The organism is Rhizobium sp. CB3060, assembly GCF_025200735.1.
GTDB lineage: Bacteria > Pseudomonadota > Alphaproteobacteria > Rhizobiales > Rhizobiaceae > Rhizobium.
Window position 1 is genome coordinate 628,667 of record NZ_CP104159.1, and the last position, 25,221, is coordinate 653,887.

At 60.5% G+C, this 25,221-nt stretch carries 26 protein-coding genes; 14 read left to right on the forward strand and 12 right to left on the reverse strand.

The genetic code is table 11. The annotated features are described in order from the left end of the window. From N2601_RS22295 to N2601_RS22305, 3 genes are all read right to left on the reverse strand, one after another. Positions 1 to 1,173 (reverse strand): HlyD family secretion protein, encoded by a 1,173-nt coding sequence (locus N2601_RS22295; protein WP_445945029.1) that lies wholly within the window; start codon positions 1,171 to 1,173, stop codon positions 1 to 3. Positions 1,174 to 1,265: 92 nt separating this feature from the next. Further along, positions 1,266 to 2,651 (reverse strand): sigma-54-dependent transcriptional regulator, encoded by a 1,386-nt coding sequence (locus tag N2601_RS22300; protein ID WP_104826504.1) that lies wholly within the window; start codon positions 2,649 to 2,651, stop codon positions 1,266 to 1,268. Continuing rightward, positions 2,648 to 4,525, reverse strand: a complete 1,878-nt coding sequence (locus N2601_RS22305) for a sensor histidine kinase (protein ID WP_104826505.1) — start codon at positions 4,523 to 4,525, stop codon at positions 2,648 to 2,650. The genes N2601_RS22300 and N2601_RS22305 overlap by 4 nt, the downstream gene beginning before the upstream one ends. A 221-nt stretch (positions 4,526 to 4,746) precedes the next feature. Here N2601_RS22305 and N2601_RS22310 point away from each other — a divergent pair, with 221 nt between their 5' ends. Together N2601_RS22310 and N2601_RS22315 are read left to right on the forward strand one after the other, a co-directional pair. Next, positions 4,747 to 6,072: a dicarboxylate/amino acid:cation symporter gene (locus N2601_RS22310; protein ID WP_104826506.1), complete on the forward strand. Its 1,326-nt coding sequence runs from the start codon at positions 4,747 to 4,749 to the stop codon at positions 6,070 to 6,072. A gap of 144 nt (positions 6,073 to 6,216) precedes the next feature. Further along, positions 6,217 to 6,801: a hypothetical protein gene (locus N2601_RS22315; protein WP_260304942.1), complete on the forward strand. Its 585-nt coding sequence runs from the start codon at positions 6,217 to 6,219 to the stop codon at positions 6,799 to 6,801. A gap of 15 nt (positions 6,802 to 6,816) precedes the next feature. Here N2601_RS22315 and N2601_RS22320 read toward each other — a convergent pair whose 3' ends face one another. The 4 genes from N2601_RS22320 to N2601_RS22335 form a co-directional block, all read right to left on the reverse strand. Continuing rightward, on the reverse strand, positions 6,817 to 6,960 hold the full coding sequence (locus N2601_RS22320) for a hypothetical protein (protein WP_199773645.1): 144 nt from the start codon (positions 6,958 to 6,960) through the stop codon (positions 6,817 to 6,819). 15 nt (positions 6,961 to 6,975) lie between these two features. After that, complete coding sequence (locus N2601_RS22325; protein WP_260304943.1) at positions 6,976 to 7,272, reverse strand: BON domain-containing protein; 297 nt, start codon at positions 7,270 to 7,272, stop codon at positions 6,976 to 6,978. Between the two features lie 77 nt (positions 7,273 to 7,349). Further along, positions 7,350 to 7,712: a hypothetical protein gene (locus N2601_RS22330; protein WP_158704566.1), complete on the reverse strand. Its 363-nt coding sequence runs from the start codon at positions 7,710 to 7,712 to the stop codon at positions 7,350 to 7,352. Between the two features lie 78 nt (positions 7,713 to 7,790). Then, a complete protein-coding gene (locus tag N2601_RS22335) occupies positions 7,791 to 8,516 on the reverse strand; it encodes an MgtC/SapB family protein (RefSeq protein ID WP_104826511.1) in 726 nt (241 codons plus the stop codon). Positions 8,517 to 8,642: 126 nt separating this feature from the next. Between N2601_RS22335 and N2601_RS22340 the strand changes: the two genes are divergently transcribed. The 5 genes from N2601_RS22340 to N2601_RS22360 all read left to right on the forward strand — a co-directional run bounded on the left by N2601_RS22340 (position 8,643) and on the right by N2601_RS22360 (position 11,906). Further along, a complete protein-coding gene (locus N2601_RS22340; RefSeq protein ID WP_104826512.1) occupies positions 8,643 to 8,870 on the forward strand; it encodes a hypothetical protein in 228 nt (75 codons plus the stop codon). Positions 8,871 to 9,046: 176 nt separating this feature from the next. After that, entirely contained in the window at positions 9,047 to 9,481 is a 435-nt protein-coding gene (locus N2601_RS22345; protein WP_104826513.1) for a CBS domain-containing protein, read from the forward strand. 34 nt (positions 9,482 to 9,515) lie between these two features. Next, positions 9,516 to 10,163 carry a protein-L-isoaspartate(D-aspartate) O-methyltransferase gene (locus N2601_RS22350; protein ID WP_104826514.1) on the forward strand — a complete coding sequence of 216 codons (648 nt, stop codon included), beginning with the start codon at positions 9,516 to 9,518 and terminating at the stop codon, positions 10,161 to 10,163. 191 nt (positions 10,164 to 10,354) lie between these two features. Next, on the forward strand, positions 10,355 to 11,368 hold the full coding sequence (locus N2601_RS22355; protein WP_260304944.1) for a LacI family DNA-binding transcriptional regulator: 1,014 nt from the start codon (positions 10,355 to 10,357) through the stop codon (positions 11,366 to 11,368). Positions 11,369 to 11,531: 163 nt separating this feature from the next. Continuing rightward, positions 11,532 to 11,906 carry an NUDIX hydrolase gene (locus tag N2601_RS22360; RefSeq protein ID WP_245464172.1) on the forward strand — a complete coding sequence of 125 codons (375 nt, stop codon included), beginning with the start codon at positions 11,532 to 11,534 and terminating at the stop codon, positions 11,904 to 11,906. Positions 11,907 to 11,924: 18 nt separating this feature from the next. On the opposite strand, the gene N2601_RS22365 is transcribed toward N2601_RS22360, so the two are convergent. The 4 genes from N2601_RS22365 to N2601_RS22380 are packed head-to-tail and all read right to left on the reverse strand — an operon-like array spanning position 11,925 to position 15,981. Next, positions 11,925 to 13,127 (reverse strand): ABC transporter permease, encoded by a 1,203-nt coding sequence (locus tag N2601_RS22365; protein WP_260304945.1) that lies wholly within the window; start codon positions 13,125 to 13,127, stop codon positions 11,925 to 11,927. Positions 13,128 to 13,131: 4 nt separating this feature from the next. Then, positions 13,132 to 14,283 (reverse strand): ABC transporter permease, encoded by a 1,152-nt coding sequence (locus N2601_RS22370; protein ID WP_260304946.1) that lies wholly within the window; start codon positions 14,281 to 14,283, stop codon positions 13,132 to 13,134. Positions 14,284 to 14,288: 5 nt separating this feature from the next. Beyond that, positions 14,289 to 14,999, reverse strand: coding sequence for an ABC transporter ATP-binding protein (locus N2601_RS22375; RefSeq protein ID WP_260304947.1), 711 nt, complete (start codon positions 14,997 to 14,999; stop codon positions 14,289 to 14,291). Position 15,000: 1 nt separating this feature from the next. Beyond that, a complete protein-coding gene (locus tag N2601_RS22380; RefSeq protein ID WP_260304948.1) occupies positions 15,001 to 15,981 on the reverse strand; it encodes an efflux RND transporter periplasmic adaptor subunit in 981 nt (326 codons plus the stop codon). Between the two features lie 268 nt (positions 15,982 to 16,249). Between N2601_RS22380 and N2601_RS22385 the strand changes: the two genes are divergently transcribed. The 7 genes from N2601_RS22385 (at position 16,250) to N2601_RS22415 (ending at position 24,236) form a co-directional block, all read left to right on the forward strand. Next, complete coding sequence (locus tag N2601_RS22385; protein WP_260304949.1) at positions 16,250 to 17,275, forward strand: helix-turn-helix domain-containing protein; 1,026 nt, start codon at positions 16,250 to 16,252, stop codon at positions 17,273 to 17,275. Between the two features lie 269 nt (positions 17,276 to 17,544). Next, positions 17,545 to 18,429 (forward strand): AraC family transcriptional regulator, encoded by an 885-nt coding sequence (locus tag N2601_RS22390; RefSeq protein ID WP_260304950.1) that lies wholly within the window; start codon positions 17,545 to 17,547, stop codon positions 18,427 to 18,429. Positions 18,430 to 18,597: 168 nt separating this feature from the next. After that, positions 18,598 to 19,683, forward strand: coding sequence for an ABC transporter substrate-binding protein (locus N2601_RS22395; RefSeq protein ID WP_260304951.1), 1,086 nt, complete (start codon positions 18,598 to 18,600; stop codon positions 19,681 to 19,683). Between the two features lie 93 nt (positions 19,684 to 19,776). Continuing rightward, positions 19,777 to 20,598: an ATP-binding cassette domain-containing protein gene (locus tag N2601_RS22400; protein ID WP_104826522.1), complete on the forward strand. Its 822-nt coding sequence runs from the start codon at positions 19,777 to 19,779 to the stop codon at positions 20,596 to 20,598. Continuing rightward, positions 20,595 to 21,845 (forward strand): sugar ABC transporter permease, encoded by a 1,251-nt coding sequence (locus N2601_RS22405; protein ID WP_260304952.1) that lies wholly within the window; start codon positions 20,595 to 20,597, stop codon positions 21,843 to 21,845. Before N2601_RS22400 ends, N2601_RS22405 begins: the two co-directional genes overlap by 4 nt. A 25-nt stretch (positions 21,846 to 21,870) precedes the next feature. Next, on the forward strand, positions 21,871 to 22,599 hold the full coding sequence (locus N2601_RS22410) for an SDR family oxidoreductase (RefSeq protein WP_104826524.1): 729 nt from the start codon (positions 21,871 to 21,873) through the stop codon (positions 22,597 to 22,599). Between the two features lie 2 nt (positions 22,600 to 22,601). Beyond that, positions 22,602 to 24,236 (forward strand): FGGY-family carbohydrate kinase, encoded by a 1,635-nt coding sequence (locus N2601_RS22415; RefSeq protein WP_260304953.1) that lies wholly within the window; start codon positions 22,602 to 22,604, stop codon positions 24,234 to 24,236. A gap of 42 nt (positions 24,237 to 24,278) precedes the next feature. Here N2601_RS22415 and N2601_RS22420 read toward each other — a convergent pair whose 3' ends face one another. Continuing rightward, complete coding sequence (locus N2601_RS22420) at positions 24,279 to 25,211, reverse strand: dihydrodipicolinate synthase family protein (RefSeq protein ID WP_260304954.1); 933 nt, start codon at positions 25,209 to 25,211, stop codon at positions 24,279 to 24,281. Between the last annotated feature and the right edge of the window lie 10 nt (positions 25,212 to 25,221).

Sequence of the window (25,221 nt, forward strand, 5' to 3'; positions counted from 1 at the left end):
TCAGCGCCTCGGCCGGACGGTGACCGTGGGGACCACGGACATGCCAGGGCCGATCGAGAGATCCGCCGGCCAATTGTCGACGACAATCTTCACCGGCACGCGCTGTGTGACCTTCACATAGTTGCCGGTCGCGTTCTCGGCGGGAAGCAGGGAGAACGCCGTGCCGGAGCCGGGCTGAACCGATGCGACCTTGCCGTGCAGCTTGTGATCCGGATAGGCATCGATCGTCACATCCACCGGCTGCCCCGGCCGCATGTCGGTCAACTGCGTCTCCTTGAAATTCGCGGTGATCCAGATTTCGTCGGGAACGAACATCGAGATGGCCTGTCCGGCTTCGATGTATTGCCCTTTGGCACCAGTGAGGCGGACGACACGGCCGCGTTGGGCCGCGACGATCGTCGTATATTTGAGGTTCTGCTGCGCCTCTTCGGCCTGAGCCCGCGCTTGGCTCAAACTCGCGGCAGAACTCGCCCTCTGGGCTTCGGCAACCGCCTTGTTCTTCTGCGCCGAGGTTATGTTTGCCTCGGCCTGTGCAAGGCTCGCCTGGCTCTGCTGCAGGTTGGAGGTCGCCTGCTGCACTGCCTGCACGCTGCCGGAACCGCTTTTGACCAGTTGCTGCTGGCGTGCGGCCTCCTGCTGTGCATATTGCAGCGCCGCCGCTGCCGAGTTCTGCTGGGCCTTTGCGACATCGATCGCGGCGCCTGCGGCGTCGATCTGGGCACCGGCGCTTTGGAGCGCGGCGGCCGCAACATTTACCTGTCCGTTGGCTTGGTCGAGGGTGATCTGGTAATCGCGCGGATCGATCTTCAGGATGACATCGCCAGCCTGAACATGCTGATTGTCGGTCACGGGAACATCGGTGACATAGCCGGAAACCTTCATGGCAAGCGAGAAGCTGCGAGCGTCGATGAAGGCGTCGTCGGTCGATTCATAAGGCTGGAAATAGATCTGCCAGGCGAACCACGTGGCGGCGGCAAGGGCAGCGACAACAATCAGGCCAAGCAGGATCCAAAGGGGATGCCTGCGGACGAATGACGGACGCTTTTTCTCCGCCCGGTCAGTCTGGTGATCGTTGCCGGGATGGACACGTTCAATCCGAGGTTCGGTCTGGTTGTCTTTCTGAGCGAGATGCTGATCATCGACCACGGCACAACTCTCATATCTGTTGGCCATAGGGTCGGTAACGTTTGGGTAGAAGATCAGTTCCTGATCGCTTTGATCGGCGCCCCGGCATGGCGGTTTTGTCGCAGGGCCGAAGACATGCTCTAATCACCCACGCGTGGTCGTCGGTCGTCACCATCGAAGCCTGCAAAATCTCCCCGAACAATGCCATGGCGCTGGAGCTTGTCGTAGAAAGTCTTCCGCGGGATGCCGAGGGCCTCGATCGTACGGCGGACATCGCCGCCGTTTTGAGCGAGGGTCTCGCGGATCAGCTCGGCCTCATAGCGCTCGATGCGGGCGGGCAGGGGCAATGTGTTATCTGCGGAGACGATTTCGCTTGCCTTCGGCTCCGCCGCCGATTCCAGACCTAGAACGAAACGCTCCGCGAAATGCGAAAGCTCTCGAACATTGCCCGGCCAATCGTGGCTCTGCAAATGATGGCGAATAGCGGCGGACATGGCGGGCACTTCGCGCTTGAAGCGGCTGGCGGCGCGATCCGCGAAATAGCCGAAGAGCAGGGGGATATCATCGCGCCGGTCGCGCAGCGGCGGGATGGATATGGTGACGACGTTGAGGCGGTAATAGAGATCCTCACGGAAGTCGCCGCGTTGGCGCGGGTCGCCGAGATCGACCTTCGCGGCCGCCACCACGCGGAGGTCGACAGGACGCACCTCGTTGGTGCCGAGCGGGGTCACTTCCCGCATTTCCAGCACACGCAGCATCTGTACCTGTATTGCCGGCGGCATGCTTTCAATCTCATCGAGAAACAGCGTGCCGGCGCTTGAATGCTCGATGCGGCCGATGCGCTTCTTCTGCGCGCCGGTAAAGGCGCCGGGCTCGTGGCCGAAAAGCTCGCTTTCGATGACGGTCTCCGGCAGCGCGCCGCAATTGAGCGCCACGAAATTGCCCTTGGCGCGCCGGCTCCAGCGATGCAAGAGGCTTGCGACCACCTCCTTGCCGCTGCCGGTCTCGCCGGTCACCAGCACATCGACATCCGTATCCGCGATCTGCCGCAGCGTATGACGCAGCCGCTCCATCGCAGGGGTCTGGCCAATCAACGGCAGATCGCCCTGTGCCTGTTCGGCCGCAATGCGGAGCGCGCGGTTTTCCAGAACGAGCCGGCGCTTTTCCGCCGCCCGCCGCACGCTTTGTACCAACCGGTCGGTGGCGAAGGGCTTCGTGATGAAGTCATAGGCGCCGTCCTGGATCGCCTTGACCGCCATCGGAATATCGCCATGGCCGGTGACCAGGATGACCGGCAGGTCGGCATCCTGCTCTTTGACGCGACTGAATAGCTGCTGTCCATCCATCTGCGGCATGCGGATATCGGAGACGATCACGCCGGCAAAACCGGCCTCCAGCGCGCCGAGCGCATCGGCCGCGGTGGAGAAGGCGGAAACGGAAAAGCCGGCGAGTTCTAGCGTCTGCTTCGTCGCTTTCAGCAGGTCCCTGTCGTCGTCGATTAGAAAGACCGCGGAAACGTCGCTCATGAAATTGCCCTGCGCAAATGAATGGTGAAACGGGTGCCGTTCTCGCCGCTTTCAACCTCGATGCGGCCGCCATAGTCGGCGACGATGTCCTTGGAGATAACAAGACCGAGGCCGAGGCCCTTTTCCTTCGATGTATTGAACGGCGTGAACAGCGAATGGAGGATCGCCGGCGGAATACCGGGGCCGTTGTCAGAGACGATGACAGCAATGCCGTCGGTCGTTTCCTGCACCGAAACCTCGACTTTCGGCTGTTCGCGCCCTTCCAGCGCTTCGAGCGCGTTTTGGAAGAGATTGATCAGCACCTGCTCGAGCCGAACGCGTGTGCCGATGACCGCCAATCCGGCGGGCGGAGGATCGATCGCCAGCGCATCGAGCCGGCCGGCAAAGCGGCTTCTGAGCAGGATCACGGCGCCTTCGATGACGCTCCTCAGTTCCACCGGTTCCGGCGCGGTTCGTCCCTTGCGGGCAAATGCCTTCAACTCTTCGGTAATCGTGCCGATCCGTTCGGTCAGGGCCGCTATGGAAGTAAGATTTTCCTTTACCGGCGCGATCTGCTGTCGCTCCAGGAAGATATGGGCATTGTCGGCATAGGCGCGAATGGTCGCGACCGGCTGGTTGATCTCATGGGCGACGCCGGCGGCGACCTGGCCGAGGATTGCTAGGCGATTGGCCTGTACCAGATCCTGCTGCACGACCTGCAGCTTCGCCTCCGTCGTGCGGTGATCGGCAATTTCCGCTTCGAGCCGATCCCGGGCGCGGCTGAGATCTTCGGTGCGCTCCAATACGCGCCGTTCCAGCTCCTCGCGAGCGACCCTGCTGATGGCGATCTGCATCACGGATACGTGGCGGCGCCTTAGCAGGAAGGCGGCGATCGCCAGGATCGGCACCAGCACAGTCAGGACGAGGAAGCGCGTTTCGCGGACCGTGGAAGAAATTGCCTGATCCGTCGGGACGAGATAGTCCAACTGCCAGGGCGTCGAGGGGATTGCTGTTCTCAGCCGCAGATATTCCGCAGCGCTGCTTCCCGGTAGGACCGCGCGCACGATCGAGACATCCGGACCGATCGCTTCGGGGCGGGCGATCGGCAGAGGTGTCAGCGACGCATCGCCGAATTGCAGGCTCTTGCGGATGGCGGCGAGGTTTTCAGCAGGCAGCGGCGATGCCGTCATGAAGCGCCAGGAGGGAACGCTGGTGATCAGCACGACCCCATGCTCGTCGGTGACATAGGCCGGACGGCCGGCTTCCCGCCAATCGGCTTCGAGCTGGTCGAATTCCATCTTGACCACCACGACACCCAGCGCGTTCTCCGCGTCGCCGACGCGGCGGGAAATGTAAAGCCCGGGGCGGTTGCTGACATTGCCGAGCGCGAAATGCTCCGCCGTTCCCGCCTCCATCGCCCGCCGGAAATAATCACGGAAGGAATAATCATTGCCGACGAAGCTCAGTGGTTCGCGCCAGTTGCTCGATGCGATCGCGACACCGTCCTTGCCGGTGACGTAGAGCACCGAGGCCTTGGTACCGGAGACGAGGCTTTCGAGCTTACGGTCGAGCGTGGTAACGGCATCGCCTTTGGCCGCCGCAAGTGCGTCGCGCACCTGCTGGTCGTCCGCGAGGAGAAGCGGCAAGGCGCGGGGCCGTTCGAGGACGGCTCTCAGCAGTGCGACCTTCAGGTTCGCGTCGGTGCGACCCTGGACCTGCAATGCCTCGATTGCGGTCATGCGGCCGTAAACGCCGGCGCCATAGAGCGCGGCTGCGATGAGGATCGCGCAGAAAGCCGTAAAGACCAACCAGACACGGCGAGAGCGCCGGCCTAGCTGCTCTGGCGTCGAAAATCGTTCCATGGTTGGCCGCTGCAGCATCATGACATTGTGCATGATTTCGCGCGTATCGCAATTCGATCTGTGCGGATTGCCGCACAGATTTGGAGATCTAGCTACCGACCTTCATAAAATCTGCTTTTATATCAATAAATTATTAGGAAATCCTTCATTTGGCACGCCCGTTGCAACGATCCGTCAAACAGTCGGAGGCTGTTGAAGATCAGTAGTCGTTGCCCGGAGGGCCGAAGGATCGGTTGGGCATAACGGAGGATATCATGATTGCACCCGTCGCTGCCGAGACACACGGCAAAATTCCCTTTTACAGGCATCTCTATGTGCAGGTTCTTGCCGCGATCGCCGCCGGCATCCTGCTTGGACATTTCTATCCGCAGATCGGTGCGTCTCTGCAGCCGCTCGGCGATGCCTTCATCAAGTTGGTCCGCATGGTCATCGCGCCGGTCATCTTCCTGACGGTCACCACCGGCATCGCGGGCATGTCGGATCTCAAGAAGTTCGGCCGCGTCGTCGGCAAGGCGTTCATCTACTTCCTGACCTTCTCGACGCTGGCACTGATCGTCGGCCTCATCATCTCGAACGTCGTACAGCCCGGCGCTGGTATGCACATCGATCCGGCAACGCTGGATACGAAGGCCGTCAACAATTACGCCGCTCAGGCTCATGACGCGACGGTGGTCGGCTTCCTGATGAACATCATTCCGGACACGATCGTCGGCGCCTTCGCCAAGGGGGACATCCTCCAGGTGCTGTTCTTCTCGGTCGTCTTCGGTATCGCACTCGGCGCTGTCGGCGAACGCGGCCGCCCTGTACAGGACTTCCTGCAGGCACTGACCACGCCGATCTTCCGCATGGTCGCCCTGTTGATGAAGTTCGCGCCCATCGGTGCTTTCGGCGCCATGGCTTTCACCATCGGCAAATACGGCATCGGCACGATCGCCAACCTGGCCTTCCTGATCGGCACCTTCTACGCTACATCGCTGCTGTTCGTGCTCGTCGTTCTCGGCGCCGTCGCGCGCTACAACGGCTTCTCGATCCTGGCGCTGATCCGCTACATCAAGGAAGAATTGCTGCTCGTTCTCGGCACCTCGTCGTCGGAAGCAGCACTTCCCGGCCTGATGAACAAGATGGAACGCGCAGGCTGCAAGCGCTCGGTCGTCGGTCTCGTTATCCCGACAGGCTATTCCTTCAACCTCGATGGCACCAACATCTACATGACCCTGGCGGCGCTGTTCATCGCGCAGGCGACCGATACTTCGCTCTCGCTCACTGACCAGATCTTGCTGCTGCTCGTGGCCATGCTGAGCTCCAAGGGGGCTGCCGGTATCACCGGTGCCGGCTTCATCACGCTGGCCGCTACCCTTGCCGTCGTGCCGTCGGTTCCGATCGCCGGCATGGCGCTCATCCTCGGCATCGATCGCTTCATGTCGGAATGCCGCGCCCTGACGAATTTCGTCGGCAATGCCGTTGCGACTATCGTCGTCGCCCGCTGGGAAAACGAACTCGACCAGACTAAGTTTGCCGCCGCCATGGCTGGGCGATTGACCAGTGACGTCGATCCGCCGGCGTTGCAGGCAGCGGAATAACGACGCTATCGGCATCTCTGGAAAATGCGAACGGCCTCCCTTCATGGGAGGCCGTTTTCAGTTTCTGGACCCTGAATTAAACCGGAACATCGGCCGCCAACAGACGTTTTCCATTGACACTGCAGGCCGTGCCAAACGGACGTGATGGTGCTGAAGAACATGGAGATTTTTCCGTTTTCTCTCCATGGCCAACGAAATGGCAGGCGAGCTTCCAATCCATCCGGTCTGCAGCCCGCACTTTCATCGATGGAGAACAGCATGGACGAGAGCTTCAAGCTTTGTCGGCCGGTTCCGATCGCAACAGTTGGCAATCGCGATGCCGGTCACATCACGAGCGTGGTGTCATCGCCGGTACGAGCAACGACCACGCCATCAACTTCACCTAAGTCTGAAGCCAAGCATCGATCGCTTGGACGGTTCCTGCTGCTGGCGGCTGCGCTAACAGTTGCAATGCCGGGACTCATGTCCGCGCAACAGCTCAAGATGCCGAACAGCGAACGCTGCCGGGCTCCCGACGCCAATAGCCAGACCCAAGGTGAAAACCAAACCGCATTGGCTGATCCTCAGGATAACGACGATAAACTTTCGGATTGCGGCGGTGTGCTGAAGCCGCCTGTGACTGGAGACAGCGCTATGGAAAAGCCTGCGCCGCGTGGCGGCAAGACGCCGGTTATTCCGCCTAGCGAGGTCCCGGGCCAGCAGGAACAGCAGACGCCGGAAGCCAAATAATCCGTTTTGGGAACTCTACGGCTTGGGTTCCGGTTGCTCGATGGTCTTCTGAGCGACAGTCGAATCCTGGTTCTTTCCGGTCACGAACGGCTTGATGACGAGGATGCTGAGGATCGAGGCGACCATCAATCCGATAATGATGATCAACAGTGCGCGCATGCTTGCCTACGCTTTCTATCGCGGCCTACGAACACAAAGATTGCTGTCGTGACCGCTGATGCCGCTTACCTGCCGCGAATGGGTCTCGACGCGTCGCTTGGCCTCGTCGTTTTCGACGGATCCTTCGATGAGAACGCGGCCATTGTTGACGGTGACGAAGACGCCGGAGATATCCAGCAGCGGGTCTTCGCTCAGTTTCCTATGGATTTCTGCACGGATCTCCGCATCCGGCCGCCACTGCGATTCGGACGCCTTGAACGGGTTTTTCTCAGGCTTTGTCGACGACGCATATGTCTTGGGCTGACGTCGCATGACGCTTTCCCTTCGTTGGGTTCATGAAATGCAACATGAAAAACGCCATAAGGTTCCATCTCGCAGCCCCGGGCCGCCTATCGACTCCTGAGGACCTCGTGCAGCAAAAAGCCAGCGAGGCCGCCGATTGCCAGCATGGTAACATTGCGCATCGTGCGGTGCTCTCGTGGCTGCGAGGCTCTGACCGCCTCCGCAATCCGGCCGGCGGCAGCATCCAGGGCTTGCTTGCGTTGCCTGTCACAATCCGGCGTATCTGCCGACCGAAAGTCGTCCGTGCCCGGCTCCGCGTAGGTGAAGTTCACTTCCAGCCCCTCCATATCAGGCGCAAGGGCATCGATGTCTCCGGAGCCGCCGGCAGCCTGATCGAGCGCCTGCTGGGTGCGGATATCGGCGTCAGCGGAGGGGGTGGCGTTGGTTTCCATCTCTCTCATTTTGGCCATGGCATCCTCCTTTTGTTCGAAGGGCAAACCATCGCCAGTCAAGAATGTTCCCCGTGAGCATTCTTGTGCATTTCATGGTCATGTAGTCGTCGTCGTCATCTCGAAAGAGACTACTTTGTAGCGCTCTTCGACATCAGCCAGCAGTTTTGGCGCGCCGCCGCTGATACCCCCATGCTTCCATCGCACCTGATAGGCGGCATGAGCCGCGCCGTCGGCCTCATTTATCGATTTGCCGACAAAGCAGAAGGAATATCCGAGTGGAGCGAAGGCCGTTTCGATCTTTGCAATATCGGCGCTGTCGGCAAGCTCGATCACCACGCGCGCCTTTTGCTTATGCGATATCAGCTCATCGAACCATTTAAAGAGTGTGAGCACGATGAAGGCCACCATAGCTCCGGCGGACCCGACCACAAGTTGCCCGCCGCCAATGCACAGGCCGATTGCCGTCATGATCCAAAGCGTTGCCGCTGTTGTCACGCCTGTTACCAGATCGCCGCGCTTGAGGATGGCACCACCGCCGATAAAGCCGACGCCCGTCAGCACGCCGAGCGGAAAACGCAGTATGTCCATGGAGACGAATGATTGGAATGTTTTGCCCGTCATGGGGAGCAGCAAATTGGCCTGAATCATGGTCAGGCATGCCGCCAATCCGACCAGGATCGTCGTCCGAAATCCGGCGGCGTGCCCACCTGCCTCGCGATTGAGGCCAATCAGCCCGCCGGCAGCGACGACCAATAGGACGCGCATCGCGATATCCATCCAAGTGGGATTCAAAGGCATGAGCTCGATCATCGTACTCGGCATCGCACCCTCCTGACGTTCGTGGCCGGCTTGAATGCCGGAACAAAGCTGAAAGGATTTCGTTCCGCCTTCAAGGAGATGAAAGGGCTCGCCGCGATTCCGGGCCTATGAAACCTCAGGAGAATGCATATGACCATGACTGCAAAAGAGATCGTCTCCGTTCTTGGACCAGTCGATGAGACTCTGATGGCCGATATCTCCGCGACCGGCGCAACTCTGGGCGAGCTTGCGGAGGCTTGGGCCTGGGTCAACAATGACGAGGCTCTGATCGGCGAGGGCAGGACTCTGCCGAGCGGCAAGGTAGCCACGCTTGTCGATCTGCTTTCTGCCGATGAGGACGACGAATTCGCGATGTAATTTCGATTATCCGCGCTGTGGACGGGAACAGATCGGCGCTTCGCCTGTTGTTGTAGCGGGCTCTCAGCGGAGGGCACCGCGACCAGTGGGGTGCCGGGCGCCGCCCGATCTAAGGTCGCCGGAGAGATTGTCCTGTGCCTAAAGGCCGGACGAAGCGTCCGCTCATGGAGGAACCAATGAAAGTTCGAGACGCCATGACGCACGACGTGCGCATTACCAATCCTGACGAAACGATCCTGCAGGCTGCACGGACGATGGCGGATCTCGACGCCGGTGTCCTGCCTGTCGGCGACCATGACCGCCTAGTCGGCATGATCACCGATCGCGATATCGCCATTCGCGGCATCGCCAATGGCAAGGGGCCGGACGCGAAGGTCCGCGATGTGATGACATCGGAAGTCAAATATTGCTTCGATGATCAGGAGATCGACGAGGTCTGCCGGAACATGGGCAACATCAAGGTCCGTCGCTTGCCGGTGCTGGATCACAGCAAACGGCTGGTCGGTATCCTCTCGCTCGGCGATATCGCCCTGTCGCAAAGCAACGGTAGTGCCGGCCAAGCGCTGAGCGGCATTTCCCGCCATGGTGGCGAGCATAGCCAGACGGCGTGAACGGCGGCTTGTGCGGGAGTGGAGACAGCCGGCCATGCACGGGCGTCTTCATATGGTGGAAAAACAGATCGCCGGGCGCGGCATTCGCGACCCGGCGCTGCTGAATGCCATGCGCCTGATTCCACGGGAAAACTTCGTCGAAAAGGGCTTCGAGATGTTTGCTTATAACGACTGTCCGCTGCCGATCGGCAAGGGGCAGACGATCTCTCAGCCCTACATGGTTGCGCTGATGATCGAGGCAGCCGAAGTCAAGTCCAGCGACACGGTTCTCGAAATCGGCGCGGGGCTTGGCTATGCGACCGCTATCCTCAGCCGCATGGCGGCTCATGTGTTTGCCGTGGAGCGCCATGCCTCGCTTGCGGCCGGAGCGACCGAACGACTACAGCGTCTTGGCTATGACAATATCGATTTGCGTTGCGGAGACGGTTCAAAGGGGTGGCCGAAGGCCGCCCCCTTCGACGCCATCCTTGTTTCAGCCGCCGCGCCGGAGGTGCCCCAGGCCCTGAAAGAACAATTGACCGTAGGCGGCCGGCTGGTCATCCCCGTAGGGCCGGAAGAGAGCAGGCAGACGCTTCTGAAAATTGTGCGGAAAGGCCCGGATAATTTTACCACCCAAAATCTCGGCGCCGTGATTTTCGTGCCGCTGATCAGCGAGCATGGCGGAACTGAAGACTATAATTGATCACATTGCTTTTGCCGCAAAGCACGCACCCCCATCTTGGCATTCGTTTATCTTGCAAACGCGTGCAAATGCCGCATGACCTTACGGCACCCATCAACAGCTTTCTTCATAAAACTGTCACGACATCGGCTCACAGGATGATGCACGCAATTGCAAAACCGAGCAAAGCCGCATGCCGGCTGGAGAGAAGCGTGTCGCAGAAAGTGTTCGTGAGCGCACAAGAAGTCGCGGACTGCGCGGGGGTGTCCCGCTCGGCCGTTTCGCGCACGTTCACGCCAGGGGCGAGCGTATCGCCGGAGACGCGTCGGAAAGTGCTCGAGGCCGCCGACGCACTCGGCTATCACGTCAATCATCTCGCCCGCGGGCTGATGCGCAACGAAAGCGGTATCGTCTGCCTGATCGTGTCCGACATGGCCACCCCACATCGCTCCGGCCTGATCAAGGCGCTGACGCAGGAACTGCAGCACAGCGGCAAGATTGCCATGCTCGTCAACACCGATCTGCTGGACGGCAGTGTCGACCTGGCGCTGCGCCAGGCGATCCGCTACCGCGCCGATGCCTCGATCATCATCTCTGGGATGCCCGATAAGTCGATCACGCAGCTCTGTCTGAAGAGTGGCCAGCGATTGGTGTTGATCAATCGCGATGACGAGCAGGACGGGCCCTTGCGGATCAATCTCGACGACGAAGAGGCTGCTGCCCGCGTCGTTACCGCCTTCCTTCGTGCCGGCTGCCGCAGGCTCGCCTTTGCCAATTCGGAGGCCGGCACACCAAGCCTCATGGCAAGGGAGCACGGCTTCGTCGCTGCGGCCAGGGCGCATGGTCTGGAGGTCGTCGTCGAGCGCTACGGGTGGACAAGCTATGAGAGCGGCAGGGTCCTTGCGCAGAGGCTCCTAACCCTTCACGAGCGCCCGGATGCCGTCTTCTGCGCGACCGATCTGCTTGCCTGCGGCTTCATAGATGCCGCCCGCCACCAGTTTCGCATTTCCGTTCCCGACCAGCTCTGCGTCGCCGGTTTCGACGATATCGAGCAGGCCTCCTGGGCATCCTACCAACTGACGACCTTTGCTCAGCCGCTTGCCACGATGGCGCGGGAGGCGGTCGCGTGGCTGGAGAGCAAGGAGGCGGCGAAGCCTGAAGGACGGGTACATGCCATCCGTCTTCATGCCGATCTCGTGTGGCGCAACTCGATCAGGGGTGGCTGACGACATGGCACCTTTGACCTCAGGGCAGACAAAATCCTCGAGAGGAACGGACAGATTTCTTTCCGATCTCGCCTCCCATGCGGATGAGCTGTTTAACGGCCCCGTATATGAGCAATGTGCTGCGATCTGTTACCGGAGAAATGAGGAGCTTGGTATATCGGAAGTGCTTCTCGTCACCAGCCGTGAAAGCGGGCGCTGGGTTATTCCGAAGGGCTGGCCGATAAAAGGGAAAAAGCCGCATGAGGTGGCCGCGATCGAGGCTTTCGAGGAAGCCGGCGTTCGCGGCAAGATCAAGAAGAAACCTTTCGGCTATTTCACCTATCTGAAGCAGCTCGCCGACGGCAACCGCGTTCCCTGCATTGTGCAACTGCATTTGCTCGAAGTCGAAAAAATCTACGAGGATTTTCCGGAAAGAGGCCAACGCCGCAACGCATGGGTCTCCTTCATCGAGGCTGCGAACCGCGTGCGCGAACCGGAACTCAAGGGCCTTCTTCTGGTGGCTGACCGAAAGCTTAGGCGGGCGAAAGCAAAGAGATAGCGTTCGCCACGTCCGTCCTCAGCCAATCTCCGTTCGCCCGCTCATCACCAGCCGCAGCGGAATGCGCGTCGCAGCTACCGCCGGCAATGCGCCGCCGACGGCGCCGATGATCAAGGACAGCCAAACGGCCTTCGTTACCAGGGCGGGAGACAGGACCAGTTGAAACCCGATCTGCGTATGATCGGCGCTCATCGTTGAGGCGGTCCAGCCGTTGAGGACGGCATAAGAAAAGCCGACGCCGATGAGGCATCCGAAGCAGGTCAGGATCATTGCCTCGATCCAAGTGCCGGCAAAGGCAGCCCGCCGGCTGAAGCCGATTGTGCGGACGGTGGCAATCTCGGTGCTGCGATCCGACACGGAGCTGAACATGGTCGTCATCGCACCGACCACCGCGCCCGCGGCCATGATCACCGCCAGCGGCCAGCCGAGAAGGAGGATCAGCTTCGACGTGCGTTCTGCGAGCGCTGCGAAATAATCCTGTTCCGACCGCAGAGTTAGCCCGATCTGCAGCGTATCTGCCGCCATGGATTGTAGTGCCGGCAAGGCTTCCTGCGCGGTGAGCTTGATCCTGACGCTCTCAACCAGATTGGGCCGGTTGAACAACGTCTGCACCACGCCGATATCCGCCAGCATTTCGGATTCGAAGACGGAGCCGCCGGCGTCGAAAATACCGACGACGGTCCATTTCGATGTGCCGAGCGTGAGCCGTTCGCCAAGCGCCAATCCCTTGTAGTCAAGGCTCAGCCGACGCCCGACGATGATCTCGCTGGCGCCGGGATTAAACATACGGCCATCAACGATCCTGACATTCGGGCGCAGGCTGAGCCCGAACGGACCGATGCCGCGCAAGGAGAGTGTTGAAAGCAACCCGCCGGTCTTCTGCGGCACATCCACCGGGACGACCATTTCCGGCGACATCACTGAAGCTCCTATGGCATCGGTCGCGATACCGGCAGCGCCGTCGAGATAATGAAGCTGGGACGGTTCGATCCGGCTGCCGAGCTCCGTCGCCGCCCCTTTTCCCAGAGCAATGACGATATCCTTGGAGCCAGCTTGCAGCAGGGAAGTCCGAAAGCCGTTCGACATCGCCAGGAAGCCGAGCAGAACCGCAACGACCATCGCAACGGAAAAGACCAGGGAAAGGGAAATCCATATCCGGCGGCGAAGCGATTTCAGATTGGATATGGTCAAGGCCATGGATTGATTGATGATTGTGCTCATCGTCTCATCTTTCTCTTAAAGCGGCGTTGGGCGGCACTCGAATGGCATTGAAGGCTGGCGCGACACCCGTTGCGAGCGCCAGCAGGACGGCGAGGCCGGTTGCTTCGAGAATGATCGCGGGGGTGAGCACGAGATCCGGCACGATCGTGCGCAGCGGCTCGCGCAGAAACATGACAGCCGTAAAGGCAAAACCGAGGCCGAAGCTCAGGCCTACCGCAAACAGGGCGAAGGTCTCAGCCAGAATATTGCCGAGGATGAAGCGCCGCGAAAAGCCGAGGACCTTCAGCACGCCGATCTCCCGTGTTCGTTCGCGGATGGCGAAGAACATGGTGTTGGCGACGATCATCAGGATGGTCACGAACGCCACGCCGATCACCAGACGCACGATGGTCGCGATATCGGCAAACTGTGCGATAAAGGCCCGCATGAACTCGGCTTCCGTCCTCGTCCGTGTCTCGTAAGCGGAGTTGGCAAAGAGGGTGTCGACGGCTTTGATGACGTCGTCGGCGCGGACACCGTTCTTCGGCACGATGCCGAAGCTGCTGACGGTGTCGCGGTCGGTACCGCGCTCGGAATTGACGTAGTCATACCGCGCCACCACGAAATGAGTGTCGGCGGATTGCTTACCATCCAATATGCCGACGATTTCGAAATCGAAGTCCGAACTGCCGTCCGGCTTGAAGAAGCTGGAGGTATTCAGCGTGATCTTCTGCCCGAGCACCCAACCCTCTTGTGTTGCGATGCTCCGTCCGGCGATCGCGCCGTTCCGGATTTGGGCGAAGCGGCTGAGAGCATCGGCGGGGATATCGTATTGATCGCCGATGAAGCCGGCGAAGGTGCCGGGCTCCGCCGCCGTCAGGCCCAGAAAACTCGCCGGTGTCCGGTAGGTCGCGCGGCTGCGCGCCATGTAGGTTGCCGCAGCGACATCGGGCAGGGCCAGGATCTTGTCGTAATAGCTGATCGGGAGAGGAAGCGTGTCGCCAACCTTGTTGGTCACGATCAGACGCTCCGAATCTACCTCACCACCTAGGAAGCCGTGTTCGAAACTCGTCAGGATGAGGTGGATGAAGAAGGCGATGGCGATGCTGGCGATCAGCAGGGCGCTGCGCATCGGTTTGCGTGCCATGGTCCGGCGAATGAGAGTGAAGCGGCTCATGATGATCACACAGCCTCGCGTTCGACAAAGTAGCCTTTGTCCAGGCGCAGAACACGTCTGGCGGAGCGCGCCGCCGCATCGTCATGGGTGACCATGACGATGGTCTTGCCGAGCTCCGAGTTGAGAATGCGCAGCATGGCGAGCACGTCTTCAGCGGACTCGCGATCGAGATCGCCGGTCGGCTCGTCGCAAAGCAGCAGTTTCGGATCGCTTGCCAGCGCCCTGGCGATCCCCACCCGCTGCTGTTGGCCGCCTGAAAGCTCCGACGGTAGATGCTTGCGCCTGTCGGTGAGGCCGACGAGGGAGAGGATCGTCTCGACCCGCTCGCGACGCTGGCGTCCGGTCAGACTCGTCAGCAGCAGCGGAAGCTCGATATTCTGCTCCGCCGTCAGCATCGGCATCAGATTATAGAACTGAAATACGAAGCCGATATTGGCGCCTCGCCACTTTGTCAGGGCGCTTTCGTTCATTCGGCTGATGCGCGCATGGCCGAAATTGATGTCGCCGGCATCGGGGCGATCGATACCGCCGATGAGGTTCAGAAGCGTGGATTTGCCTGAGCCGGAAGGGCCGACGATCGCCACGAAATCGCCTCCTCGGATCGTCATGGTCAAATCCGAAAAGATCGTCACGGTGTTCTTTCCGATACGGTAGTCCTTGCGCACATTGTTGATCGAAATGCTGCCGTCTTCCGGCGTCGATGCGCTCTCATCCATCTCAAAATCCTCTTTCGTCCAAGTTTGTTTGAAGGTCCGGAGCGTCCAAAGTGACCTTTGCGGCCATGTTGGGCAGCACCCGGGAGGGTGGCGTCAGGAATTCCAGCCGAGCGGTCACGGTGCCCTTCTGCAGCGAGGCCGCTGGTACGATGGTCCGCACCCGCATTTTGAATGGCCGGTCTGGAAAGGCGTCGAGAATGGCCACCGCCGTCTGGCCGGGCTGTATCCGTGCGGCATTGGACTGCGCGATGTCGGCATCGACGGTCAGGGAGTTCGGGTCGAGAAGGATTGCGATCCCGTCTCGCGGTCCGCCGCCATCCGTTCCCGAGGCAACCATATCGCCGAGGCCAACCAGCCGTGTGACGACCACCCCGTCGAAAGGCGCGACAATCTGATGGAGCGACAGGGTTCTTTCCTGCTTCTCCACCTGCAGTCGCGCGGTCTCGGCTGCCTGCCGCGCAGAGTCGAGATCGCTGGTCAATTGCACGACCGCCAGGCTATCGGCATCGAGGCTGCTGGTCGCGACGACACCGCGCTCGAGAAGGAGCTTAGTGCGTTCGAGGGTTTTGCGGGCCTGCTCCAGCGAAACCTCGACGCGGCGTGCCGCTGCGACGGCGGCAGCGGCCTGGGATTTGGCAATCCTCAGCTCAATCTCATCCGTCGTCTTATCCAGACGGGCAATGACCTGTCCCGCCAGAAAATGATCGCCGACATCCAGCGGCAGGTCGACCACTCTGCCGCCTATCTCCGGCCGCAGGGTGATCATCCGCCCGGCAACGACATAGCCGGACCCGACAATCGTTTGGGGCAGGGGTTTTGCAGTTTGCTCCTGGGCGGTGGGAGCTTTGCTTTGTGAGGACGTTTCGGTCCCTTTTGCCGGCTCGGTGACAATTCTCGTCGCGAAAGGTTTCCAAGGCGCATCGGATGGCACGGGGGTGAAATAGACGGCCGCGAATGTTGCGGCCGTGCCTGCCAGTATCATACCGAGCATCCCTAATCGGCCGGTGGGGCGTGAGGCGCGGGGAGGCGGCTCAACGCGCTCGATCGATAGCGACCGAAGCCGAGTTGCGATATTCGCGTCAGAATTCATGAGGGGGTCTCCAGACGTTTATGGCGTCACTCTCCGCCGCTAAAGCGTCTGGGGCGACCTCGATCATGATTCAGCACGTCTCAAATCGCGATCTGGATCGCCGGGAGCCGCGAGTCAGGCCATAGTGGCCGCAAATAGGGTTGCCCCGGGGAAGGGTCTCATGCTGTTCGTGCCGCTGCCGTTCGTCGTCGCCTTCATGCTTCTTCTGCTGTTTCTGACAGTGGTGCGGCGTGATGACGAGCTGGCGGCAAACCGCCCTTTCCTCGTCCTGCTTCTGGCTTGTGCCTTGCAGTCGGTTTTCGTTGGGCTGCGCTGGGGCTATGGCTTGCAGCAGGTCGGCCATCTGACGCTCGCCTTGGCAACGATCATGCCGCCCCTTGTTTATGCCGGTGTTCGCAGGTTGGGTGCGGACAGCCGCCGCCGCTGGCCCGCTCTTTTGATATTCTATGGCTTTCCTGCTGTTGTCATCGCCTTGCTGGTCGTCGTCTGGCCGGAGGCTATCGATATCGCCATGATCCTGATTTACGTGGCCTACGCCCTCGCACTGCTCTGGCTCGTCCGGTCCGGTCCCGACGTGCTGCGCCTTGCGCCCTTCGAAGCGGCGCAGCCGGCCCATCGCGCGCTCGTCTTTGCCGCTGGCGCATTGTGTTTCTCAGCAATCGTCGACGCACTGGTACTGTTCGATTTCGAATCGACCCGTGGCGCGCATGCCGGCATGATTATCAGCATCGCCAATCTTCTCGGCCTCTTCATGCTCGGCACTGCGGCAGCCGCGGCCAGCCGCAACTCCACGCCCACCGAAAGCTTGGAGGCCGCGCCTCCATATGACCTCGCCGAAGACAAGGATACGATCGCCAAAATCCATGAGCTGATGCAGGAGAAAAAGCTCTACCGCGACGCCAATCTCAATCTTGAGCGTCTGGCCCGTAAGGCAGGGATACCGTCGCGGCGCATTTCGGCCGCCATCAACCGGAGCATGGCCAAGAACGTCTCGCAATATGTCAACGATTATCGCATCGCCGAGGCATGCCGCCTGCTGGCCGAAACCGAGCGATCGGTAACCGAGATCATGCTGGAAGCCGGTTTCCTGACGAAATCGAATTTCAACCGCGAATTCCGCCGTGTCACCGACATGACGCCTGTCGGCTGGCGCGAGAAGTGCGCCTATTCCGCAGGTCCGGCTTAGCGCCCAAGCTGGTCTCATCGGTGCCTCCAAAGCTGTGTCCATCACCGCGGATAAGCAACTATCCATTGCGGAGGGCCGATCTCTGCTACTATGCGATCGGCCAACAAAACGCCGAAGAATTGTCAAAAAAGTATCAGTCTTGCGTCGATGGCGTAGTAGCGGCCATGGATATCCGCGCGTAAAGTCCCATTGTCGGAAAAGAAACAATGGCCTCTGGGAGGAGGTGCCGGCGGGGAATAAGCCCAGCCGAGTGCAGGCAGGAGGACGACATGAATCCAGATTTGGAAGTGGTCGCGATCGGCAGCGCCGAGTCCTTCAAGGCATGGGAACATGGCTATCCCTATCGCACGGTCCGCTGGCACTTCCATCCCGAATATGAAATCCACCATGTCGTCGCAACGACGGGGCAATATTTCGTGGGCGATTTCATCGGGGAATTCGAGCCGGGAAATCTCGTGCTCACAGGGCCGAACCTGCCGCACAACTGGGTGAGCGATGTACCTCCGGGCACATGCCTGCCACTGCGCTGCCGGGTCCTTCAGTTCTCCGAATCCTTTTTTGCTGACGCAAACAGGGTTTTTCCCGAGCTTTCCGGATGTATCGACATTCTGGAGATGAGCCGCCGTGGCGTGCTGTTTGCGCCGGAAACGGCAGCGGTTGTCGGGCCGATCCTCGGTGAATTGGTCGAAGCGAAGGGAATTCGTCGCATCGAACTTTTCATGAATGTGCTCAATGCATTGAGCAGCGCCCAGAATGCCAGCACTCTCGCCAGCACGCGTTATCATCCCGATCCTTCTGGATTCATGTCGGCCGGGGTCAACCATGCGTTGGCCTATATCAACACGCATCTGACGGAGCCGTTCAGCGAAGCTGATCTTGCCGAGTTGACCGGCCAGAGCCCGAGTTCGTTTTCCCGCAGCTTCCGCCGGCATACCGGCATGGCGCTCGTTCAATACGTCAATCGGCTGCGGATCAACTTCGCCTGCCACCTGCTGATGAGCAAAGCCGAAATGTCGATAACCGACATCTGCTTTGCCGCGGGTTTCAACAATATCTCGAACTTCAATCGTCGTTTTCTGGATCAGAAGGGCATGGCGCCCTCGCGCTTCAGAACATTGCTGGCGCAGAACGTAAGAGCGGTGGAGGCCGCGTAAAACAAGGAGGACCGGGAGGAGAGACCAGACAATCGGGGCAAGGAGGACCGGGTCATGCGAATGACCCGAAGGGGAACCTTTGCCCGGAAATCAGCTCATAAGCATCGCGCTCAAGACATGAGCCGAGGCTTCATCGACACAACTATCATTTGGAGCGGAGGAATTCCAATGACCCAATTCGCATTGAAACTTGCAGGCGTTGCAACACTCGCCATCGGTCTTCTGAGCGGCACGTCCGCATTTGCCCAGTCCGCGAAAGTGACGGACGCGACGGTCGCTTTCCTGATGCCCGATCAGAGCTCGACGCGCTACGAGGAGCATGACTATCCGGGTTTCCAGGCAGAGATGAAGAAGCTCTGCGCCGGCTGCAAGGTCATCTATCAGAATGCAAACGGCGACGCTTCGCGTCAACAGCAGCAGTTCAACTCCGCGATTTCTCAGGGCGCGAAGGCAATCGTGCTCGATCCGGTCGACTCGACGGCGGCAGCGTCTCTCGTCAAGATGGCGCAGAGCCAGGGCGTAAAGGTCATTGCCTATGACCGTCCGATCCCATCGGCGGTGGCCGACTATTATGTTTCCTTCAACAACGAGGAAATCGGCAAGATGATCGCCAAATCGCTGGTCGATCATCTGAAGGCGAAAAACGTGAAAGCTGGTGATGGCGGCCTTCTGGAAATCAACGGTTCGCCGACCGATGCGGCGGCAGGCCTGATCAAGAAGGGCATCCATGCCGGTCTTGCTGAAGGCGGCTATCCGGTGCTTGCCGAGTTCGACACCCCGGAATGGGCGCCGCCGAAGGCACAGCAATGGGCAAGCGGCCAGATCACCCGCTTCGGCAAGAAGATCCTGGGTGTTGTCGCAGCCAATGACGGCACCGGCGGCGCGGCTGTTGCCGCTTTCAAGGCCGCCGGCGTCGATCCCGTGCCGCCGGTTACCGGCAATGACGCGACGATCGCAGGCCTGCAGCTCATCATCGCCGGCGACCAGTACAACACGATCTCCAAGCCGAGCGAGATCGTTGCCGCGGCAGCGGCGAATGTCGCAATTCAGTTGCTGTCGGGCGAAACGCCGAAGGCCGATACGAAACTCTTCGACACGCCGACGCAACTCTTCGTGCCTGCACTCGTTACCGCGGAGAACCTGAAGTCAGAGATCATCGACAAGCAGGTCAACGACAAGCCGATCCAGACTGCGGAGCAGCTCTGCGGAGATCGCTATGCGGAAGGCTGCAAGAAGCTCGGTATCGCGAAGTGATCATATCCTCCCGCCAATTCCTCCGGCCGCTTACGGGCGGCCGGAGGACCGGGAACTCATCCTGTTCCGTTCATATAGAAAGGCTCGCGACATATGACTGACGCTTCCGACCAGACAGCCGCGGCAGGCGAGTTGGTGCTCAGCCTGCGAGGCATCTCCAAACATTTCGGCGCGGTGTCGGCGCTGACCGATATCGATCTGGATGTGCATGCGGGCGAAGTCGTCGCTCTCGTGGGCGACAACGGTGCCGGCAAGTCGACGCTCGTCAAGATTCTCGCCGGCGTCCACCAGCCGAGTGCCGGCACGATCACCTTTCGCGGTTCCAAGGTGACGCTGAGCGACCCCAGCACCGCCCTGCATCTGGGCATTGCCACCGTCTTCCAGGATCTGGCGCTCTGTGAAAATCTGGATGTCGTCGCCAATATCTTCCTCGGGCGGGAACTCAGTCCGCTGCGACTGGACGAGACCGCGATGGAGGTCCGTGCCTGGACGCTGCTGAACGAACTTTCGGCCCGCATCCCAAGTGTCCGTATTCCGATCGCATCGCTCTCCGGCGGGCAACGCCAGACGGTGGCGATCGCCCGTTCGCTGCTTCTGGAGCCGAAACTCATCCTGCTCGATGAGCCGACGGCAGCCCTCGGGGTCGCCCAGACGGCCGAGGTTCTGAACCTCATCGAGCGCGTCCGCGATCGAGGCCTGGGGGTGGTCATGATCAGCCACAACATGGAAGACGTTCGGGCCGTGGCGGATCGCATCGTCGTGTTGCGGCTCGGCCGGAACAACGGAATTTTCTACCCTGACGCATCGAACCAGGAACTGGTCAGCGCGATTACCGGCGCCACGGAAAATGCCGTTTCGCGCCGCGCCGGCCGCCGTCAGGCACAGCGGCAAATAGGGCAGGAGGGTCAGATATGACCAGCGACATCAAACAGGCGGGAACGCTCCTCGACCGCAGCGATATTCGTGTCAAACACGAAGCAGGTCTTAGTGGCACGATCCGCGCGTCGATCGACAAGGTGCGCTCGGGCGATCTCGGCTCGCTGCCGGTGGTCGTTGGTCTCATCATCATCTGGACTGTCTTCGGCACCCTCAATCCGACGTTCCTTTCGAGCAACAACCTTGCGAACCTCCTGTTCGATGCATCGACGGTCGGCGTCATCTCGCTCGGAATTGTCTGCGTTTTGATGGTGGGGGAGATCGATCTATCTGTCGGCTCGATCAGCGGCTTTGCTTCCGCCATGGTCGGCATGCTCTGGGTCAACGAGGGCTGGCCGGTAGCTATTGCCGTTATCGCCGCACTTCTCGTCGGTGGGTTAATCGGTTCGCTCTATGCCCTGCTTTTCAATCGCCTGGGAATGCCGAGCTTCGTTTCGACCTTGGCGGGCCTGCTAGCGGTGCTCGGCATGCAGCTCTACCTGCTTGGCGCCACGGGTTCGATCAACCTGCCCTATGGGTCGGCGATCGTGAACTTCGGCCAGCTCATGGTCATCCCGCGTCCGCTCGCTTATGTCTTCGCGTTGCTTCCCGGCATCGTGATGCTGGTTTCGGGTTATCGTGCGGCTCTGCGCCGCCGCGAGGCCAATCTCTCCTCTCGTTCCATCGGCGGCCTAGTGGTGCGTGCTGTCGCGATCACCGTCGCGCTCGAATTCGTCGCCTTCTACCTCAATCAGGACCGTGGCATCCCGTGGATGTTCGCGCTCTTCGTAGCGCTCGCCATCATCATGAATTATGCGCTGACGCGGACCCAATGGGGCCGATCAATGGCGGCTGTCGGCGGCAATCGTGAGGCGGCGCGGCGCGCGGGCATCAATGTCCGGTTCATCTATACGAGCGCCTTCGTTCTCTGCGCGATGTTTGCGGCGCTCGGCGGCGTGCTCGCGGCGGCGCGGCTGGCTTCGGCAAGCCAGCAGGCCGGTACGGGCGATGTCAACCTGAATGCGATCGCCGCTGCCGTCATCGGCGGAACGAGCCTCTTCGGCGGCCGCGGTAGCGCATATTCGGCGCTGCTCGGCATCATCGTCATCCAGTCGATCGCAAGCGGGCTGACGATGCTCGATCTGTCCTCGGCCCTTCGCTACATGATCACCGGTGCTGTCCTCGCCATTGCCGTCATCGTCGACTCGCTGGCGCGCCGGTCGAGAGTCTCCCACGGCCGGGCCTGATACAACGACCAAGGTAAGGATTGATATGAGACAGGAACTTTCTGGAAAGGTCGCGGCGATCACCGGGGCAGCCTCGGGGATCGGCCTTGAATGCGCTAAATCGCTATTGCAAGAGGGCGTCAGCGTTGCCCTCGTCGACAGGGCCGAGGAGTCCCTGAAGAACATATGTTCCGAGCTTGGTCCGGAGGCTTTTCCTCTGGTCATCGACCTCACCAATCCCGCCAGCGTCGCGACCATGATGCCGCAGATATTGGAGAGGTTCGGAAAGCTCGATATCTTTCATGCCAATGCCGGCTCCTATATCGGCGGCGAGGTGGTCGATGGGGATCCCGACGCCTGGGACCGGATGCTGAACCTGAACGTCAACGCGGCCTTCAGATCGGTCCAGGCAGTATTGCCGCACATGGTCGAAAGGAAAACCGGCGATATCATCATGACCAGTTCCATCGCCGGCCTGGTTCCCGTCGTCTGGGAGCCGATCTATACGGCCTCCAAGCATGCGGTGCAGGCCTTCGTTCATACAGTGCGAAGGCAAGTCGCCAAACATGGTATTCGTGTGGGTGCAGTTGCTCCCGGCCCGGTGGTGACGGCCCTGATCAGCGACTGGCCGAAAGCAAAGCTTGATGAAACGATCGCGGCGGGCGGACTGATGGAAGCGACGGAGGTGGCAGAGGCGGTGTTGTTCATGCTGTCCAGGCCGCGCAATGTCACGATCCGCGATCTCGTCATCCTTCCGAACAGCACGGACCTCTGAAGATGACGCAATATTTTGTCGGTGTCGACGTCGGTACAGGCAGCGCCCGGGCGGGTGTCTTCGCGGAGAACGGCAATCTCCTAGCTTCGGCAAAACGCCCGATCAAGATCTGGCATGAGGCCGGCGGCATTGTCGAGCAATCCAGCGAACAGATATGGCGAGCGGTTTGCGACAGCGTCAAGGAAGCCGTCGCCTCGGCCGGAATCCAGGCCACGGCCGTCGCCGGGCTGGGTTTCGACGCGACCTGCTCTCTCGTCGTCGTCAAGGCTGACGGCGTGCCGGTTGCCGTCGGGCCGTCTGGCGATCCGGATCGCAACATCATCGTCTGGATGGACCATCGCGCCGCCGGCGAAGCGGCCGAAATCAACAGCGGCAATCACGGGGTTCTTCGTTACGTTGGAGGCACTATCTCGCCGGAGATGGAAACCCCGAAGCTTCTCTGGCTGAAGCGCAATCTGCCGCAATCCTTTGCCGCTGCCGATCACTTCTTCGACCTCGCGGACTATCTGACCTGGCGTGCGACGGGCTCGCTCAGCCGATCGGTCTGCACCGTTACCTGTAAGTGGACCTATCTTGCCCATGAGAAGCGTTGGGATGCGGACTATTTCAAGGCTATCGGCCTGGCAGAGCTGGCAGCCGAAGGCTTTTCGAGACTCGGTACGGATATCGTCGAGCCTGGCGCGGCGCTGGCAAGCGGGCTGACAGAGATCGCAGCCTTGGATCTAGGATTGCCGATCGGAACCTCCGTCGGAGCGGCGCTGATCGATGCCCATGCGGGCGGCGTCGGCACGCTCGGAGGGGACGGCGCAGATGGCCAATCGAAAGTGCAAAACAGACTTGCCTATGTCTTCGGCACATCGGCCTGCTCGATGGCTTCGAGCGACAATCCCGTCTTTGTCGGGGGCGTATGGGGACCATATTACTCGGCAATGATACCGGGGCTCTGGCTGACCGAAGGCGGCCAGTCGGCAGCGGGAGCGGCGATCGACCATCTGGTTACGATGCATCCCGCATCTGCCGAGGCGCGCGCCAAGGCGGAAATGGAAAGCCTTTCGCTGGTTGCGTGGCTTGACCGTCAAGCGACCGAATTGTGCCCTGACCTGACGCGTGCCGTCGAGCTTGCAAAGTCTGTCCATGTGGTTCCGGAATTCCTCGGAAACCGGTCACCCCATGCCGATCCCGATGCCCGCGCGGTGATCGCGGGCGTTGGACTTGAGGTCGAAATCGCCGACCTGATTTCGCTCTATGTCGCCGGTCTCTGCGGTATCGGCTATGGCCTCAGGCAGCTTTTGGAGACGCTGTCAAAAGACGGCATCGACATTGGTACGATCGTTGCGAGCGGCGGCGCCGCGCAAAGCAATCTCGTGCGGCAGCTTCTGGCCGATACGACGAACACCCCGGTGGCGATCGCCAATACCGAGGAGCCGGTATTGCTTGGCGCGGCGATGCTGGGAGCCGTTTCCGCCGGACGCTATGTTTCGCTGCTGGAGGCGATGAAAGCAATGTCGAGCCTCTCGACAGTCTTCTCGCCTGCAGGCGGCACGATCGAGACGCTACACAGGAACCGTTATCGGGCTTTCGAGCTGTTGCAGTCGGCAGACCGGCAAATTCGTGGATTCGCCGCAGCGGGCGGATGAGCAGTGTCACTTGCATACTGCGGATATTCGCGGTGATTTTAATTACGCAAAAAGTTCGCTCAGCTCCGTCCGCGCGACATCGCGGAGCCTTTCTGCCTCGCTCATGTCGATCGAGCGGTACGGCCAGCGCAGGCGCGTGCCGACGGGTCCCCAGTTGCCGATGGCGCAGAGAAGCTTGTCGAGCGCTGCGTTCGAATAGCCTAATCGCTGGCGATAGGGGACGATGTGGGTTTCCATGAACTTGCAAATTCGGCGCTCCAAAGCGAGTGCGGCATGGATGTCGTCCTGCATGGATGCGGTCCACATCTGCGCGCCTCGGGGGCTTAGACAGGCGACATTGGAAAAGGATCCCGCCGCAATACCCTCCATAATACCGGTTGCAAGATGATGGCCGGGGACAAAGAGTGAGAGTTCCGAAAGGTGCTGGCGCGCGTCCGCGTACCATTGCTTGTCGCCATCAGCCACCTTGGCGCCGATGACGCCTGGTACCGCAGCGCAGATCCTGCCCAGTTCTTCCGGCGTCAGGACACGCTTGGCATGTGGTGGGTTATAGAGGATCAGCGGAATGCCGCTTCCGACATCGACAGCCCGGTTCAAAAAATCGATCGCTTCCCGATCCGTTACAGGCCACCAGTCGGGCAGGATAACTTGAATCGCCAGCGGTTTCAGGAGCGCCGAACGCCGAACCCGTTCCAGCATGATGCGAGCATCCGGTTGGCAAGCGCCGATGACGAAGTTCATGCCGGCCGCAGCGCATCGTTCGGCCAACATCGATTGAATGCGGTCGAATTCGTCTTCGGTCTGGCTGTGGAATTCCCCCGCCGTACCATTCGAATAGATGCCGTCGACACCGGCCGCGATCAGGATATCGATTTCCTCGCCGAGCTTTGCGAATTCGATGTCATCATCCACCCCGATCGGCAGAAGAAGGGTCGCCCAATTGCCGGCGATGGTATGCCGCCTTTTTGCCGTCATTGATTGCCCC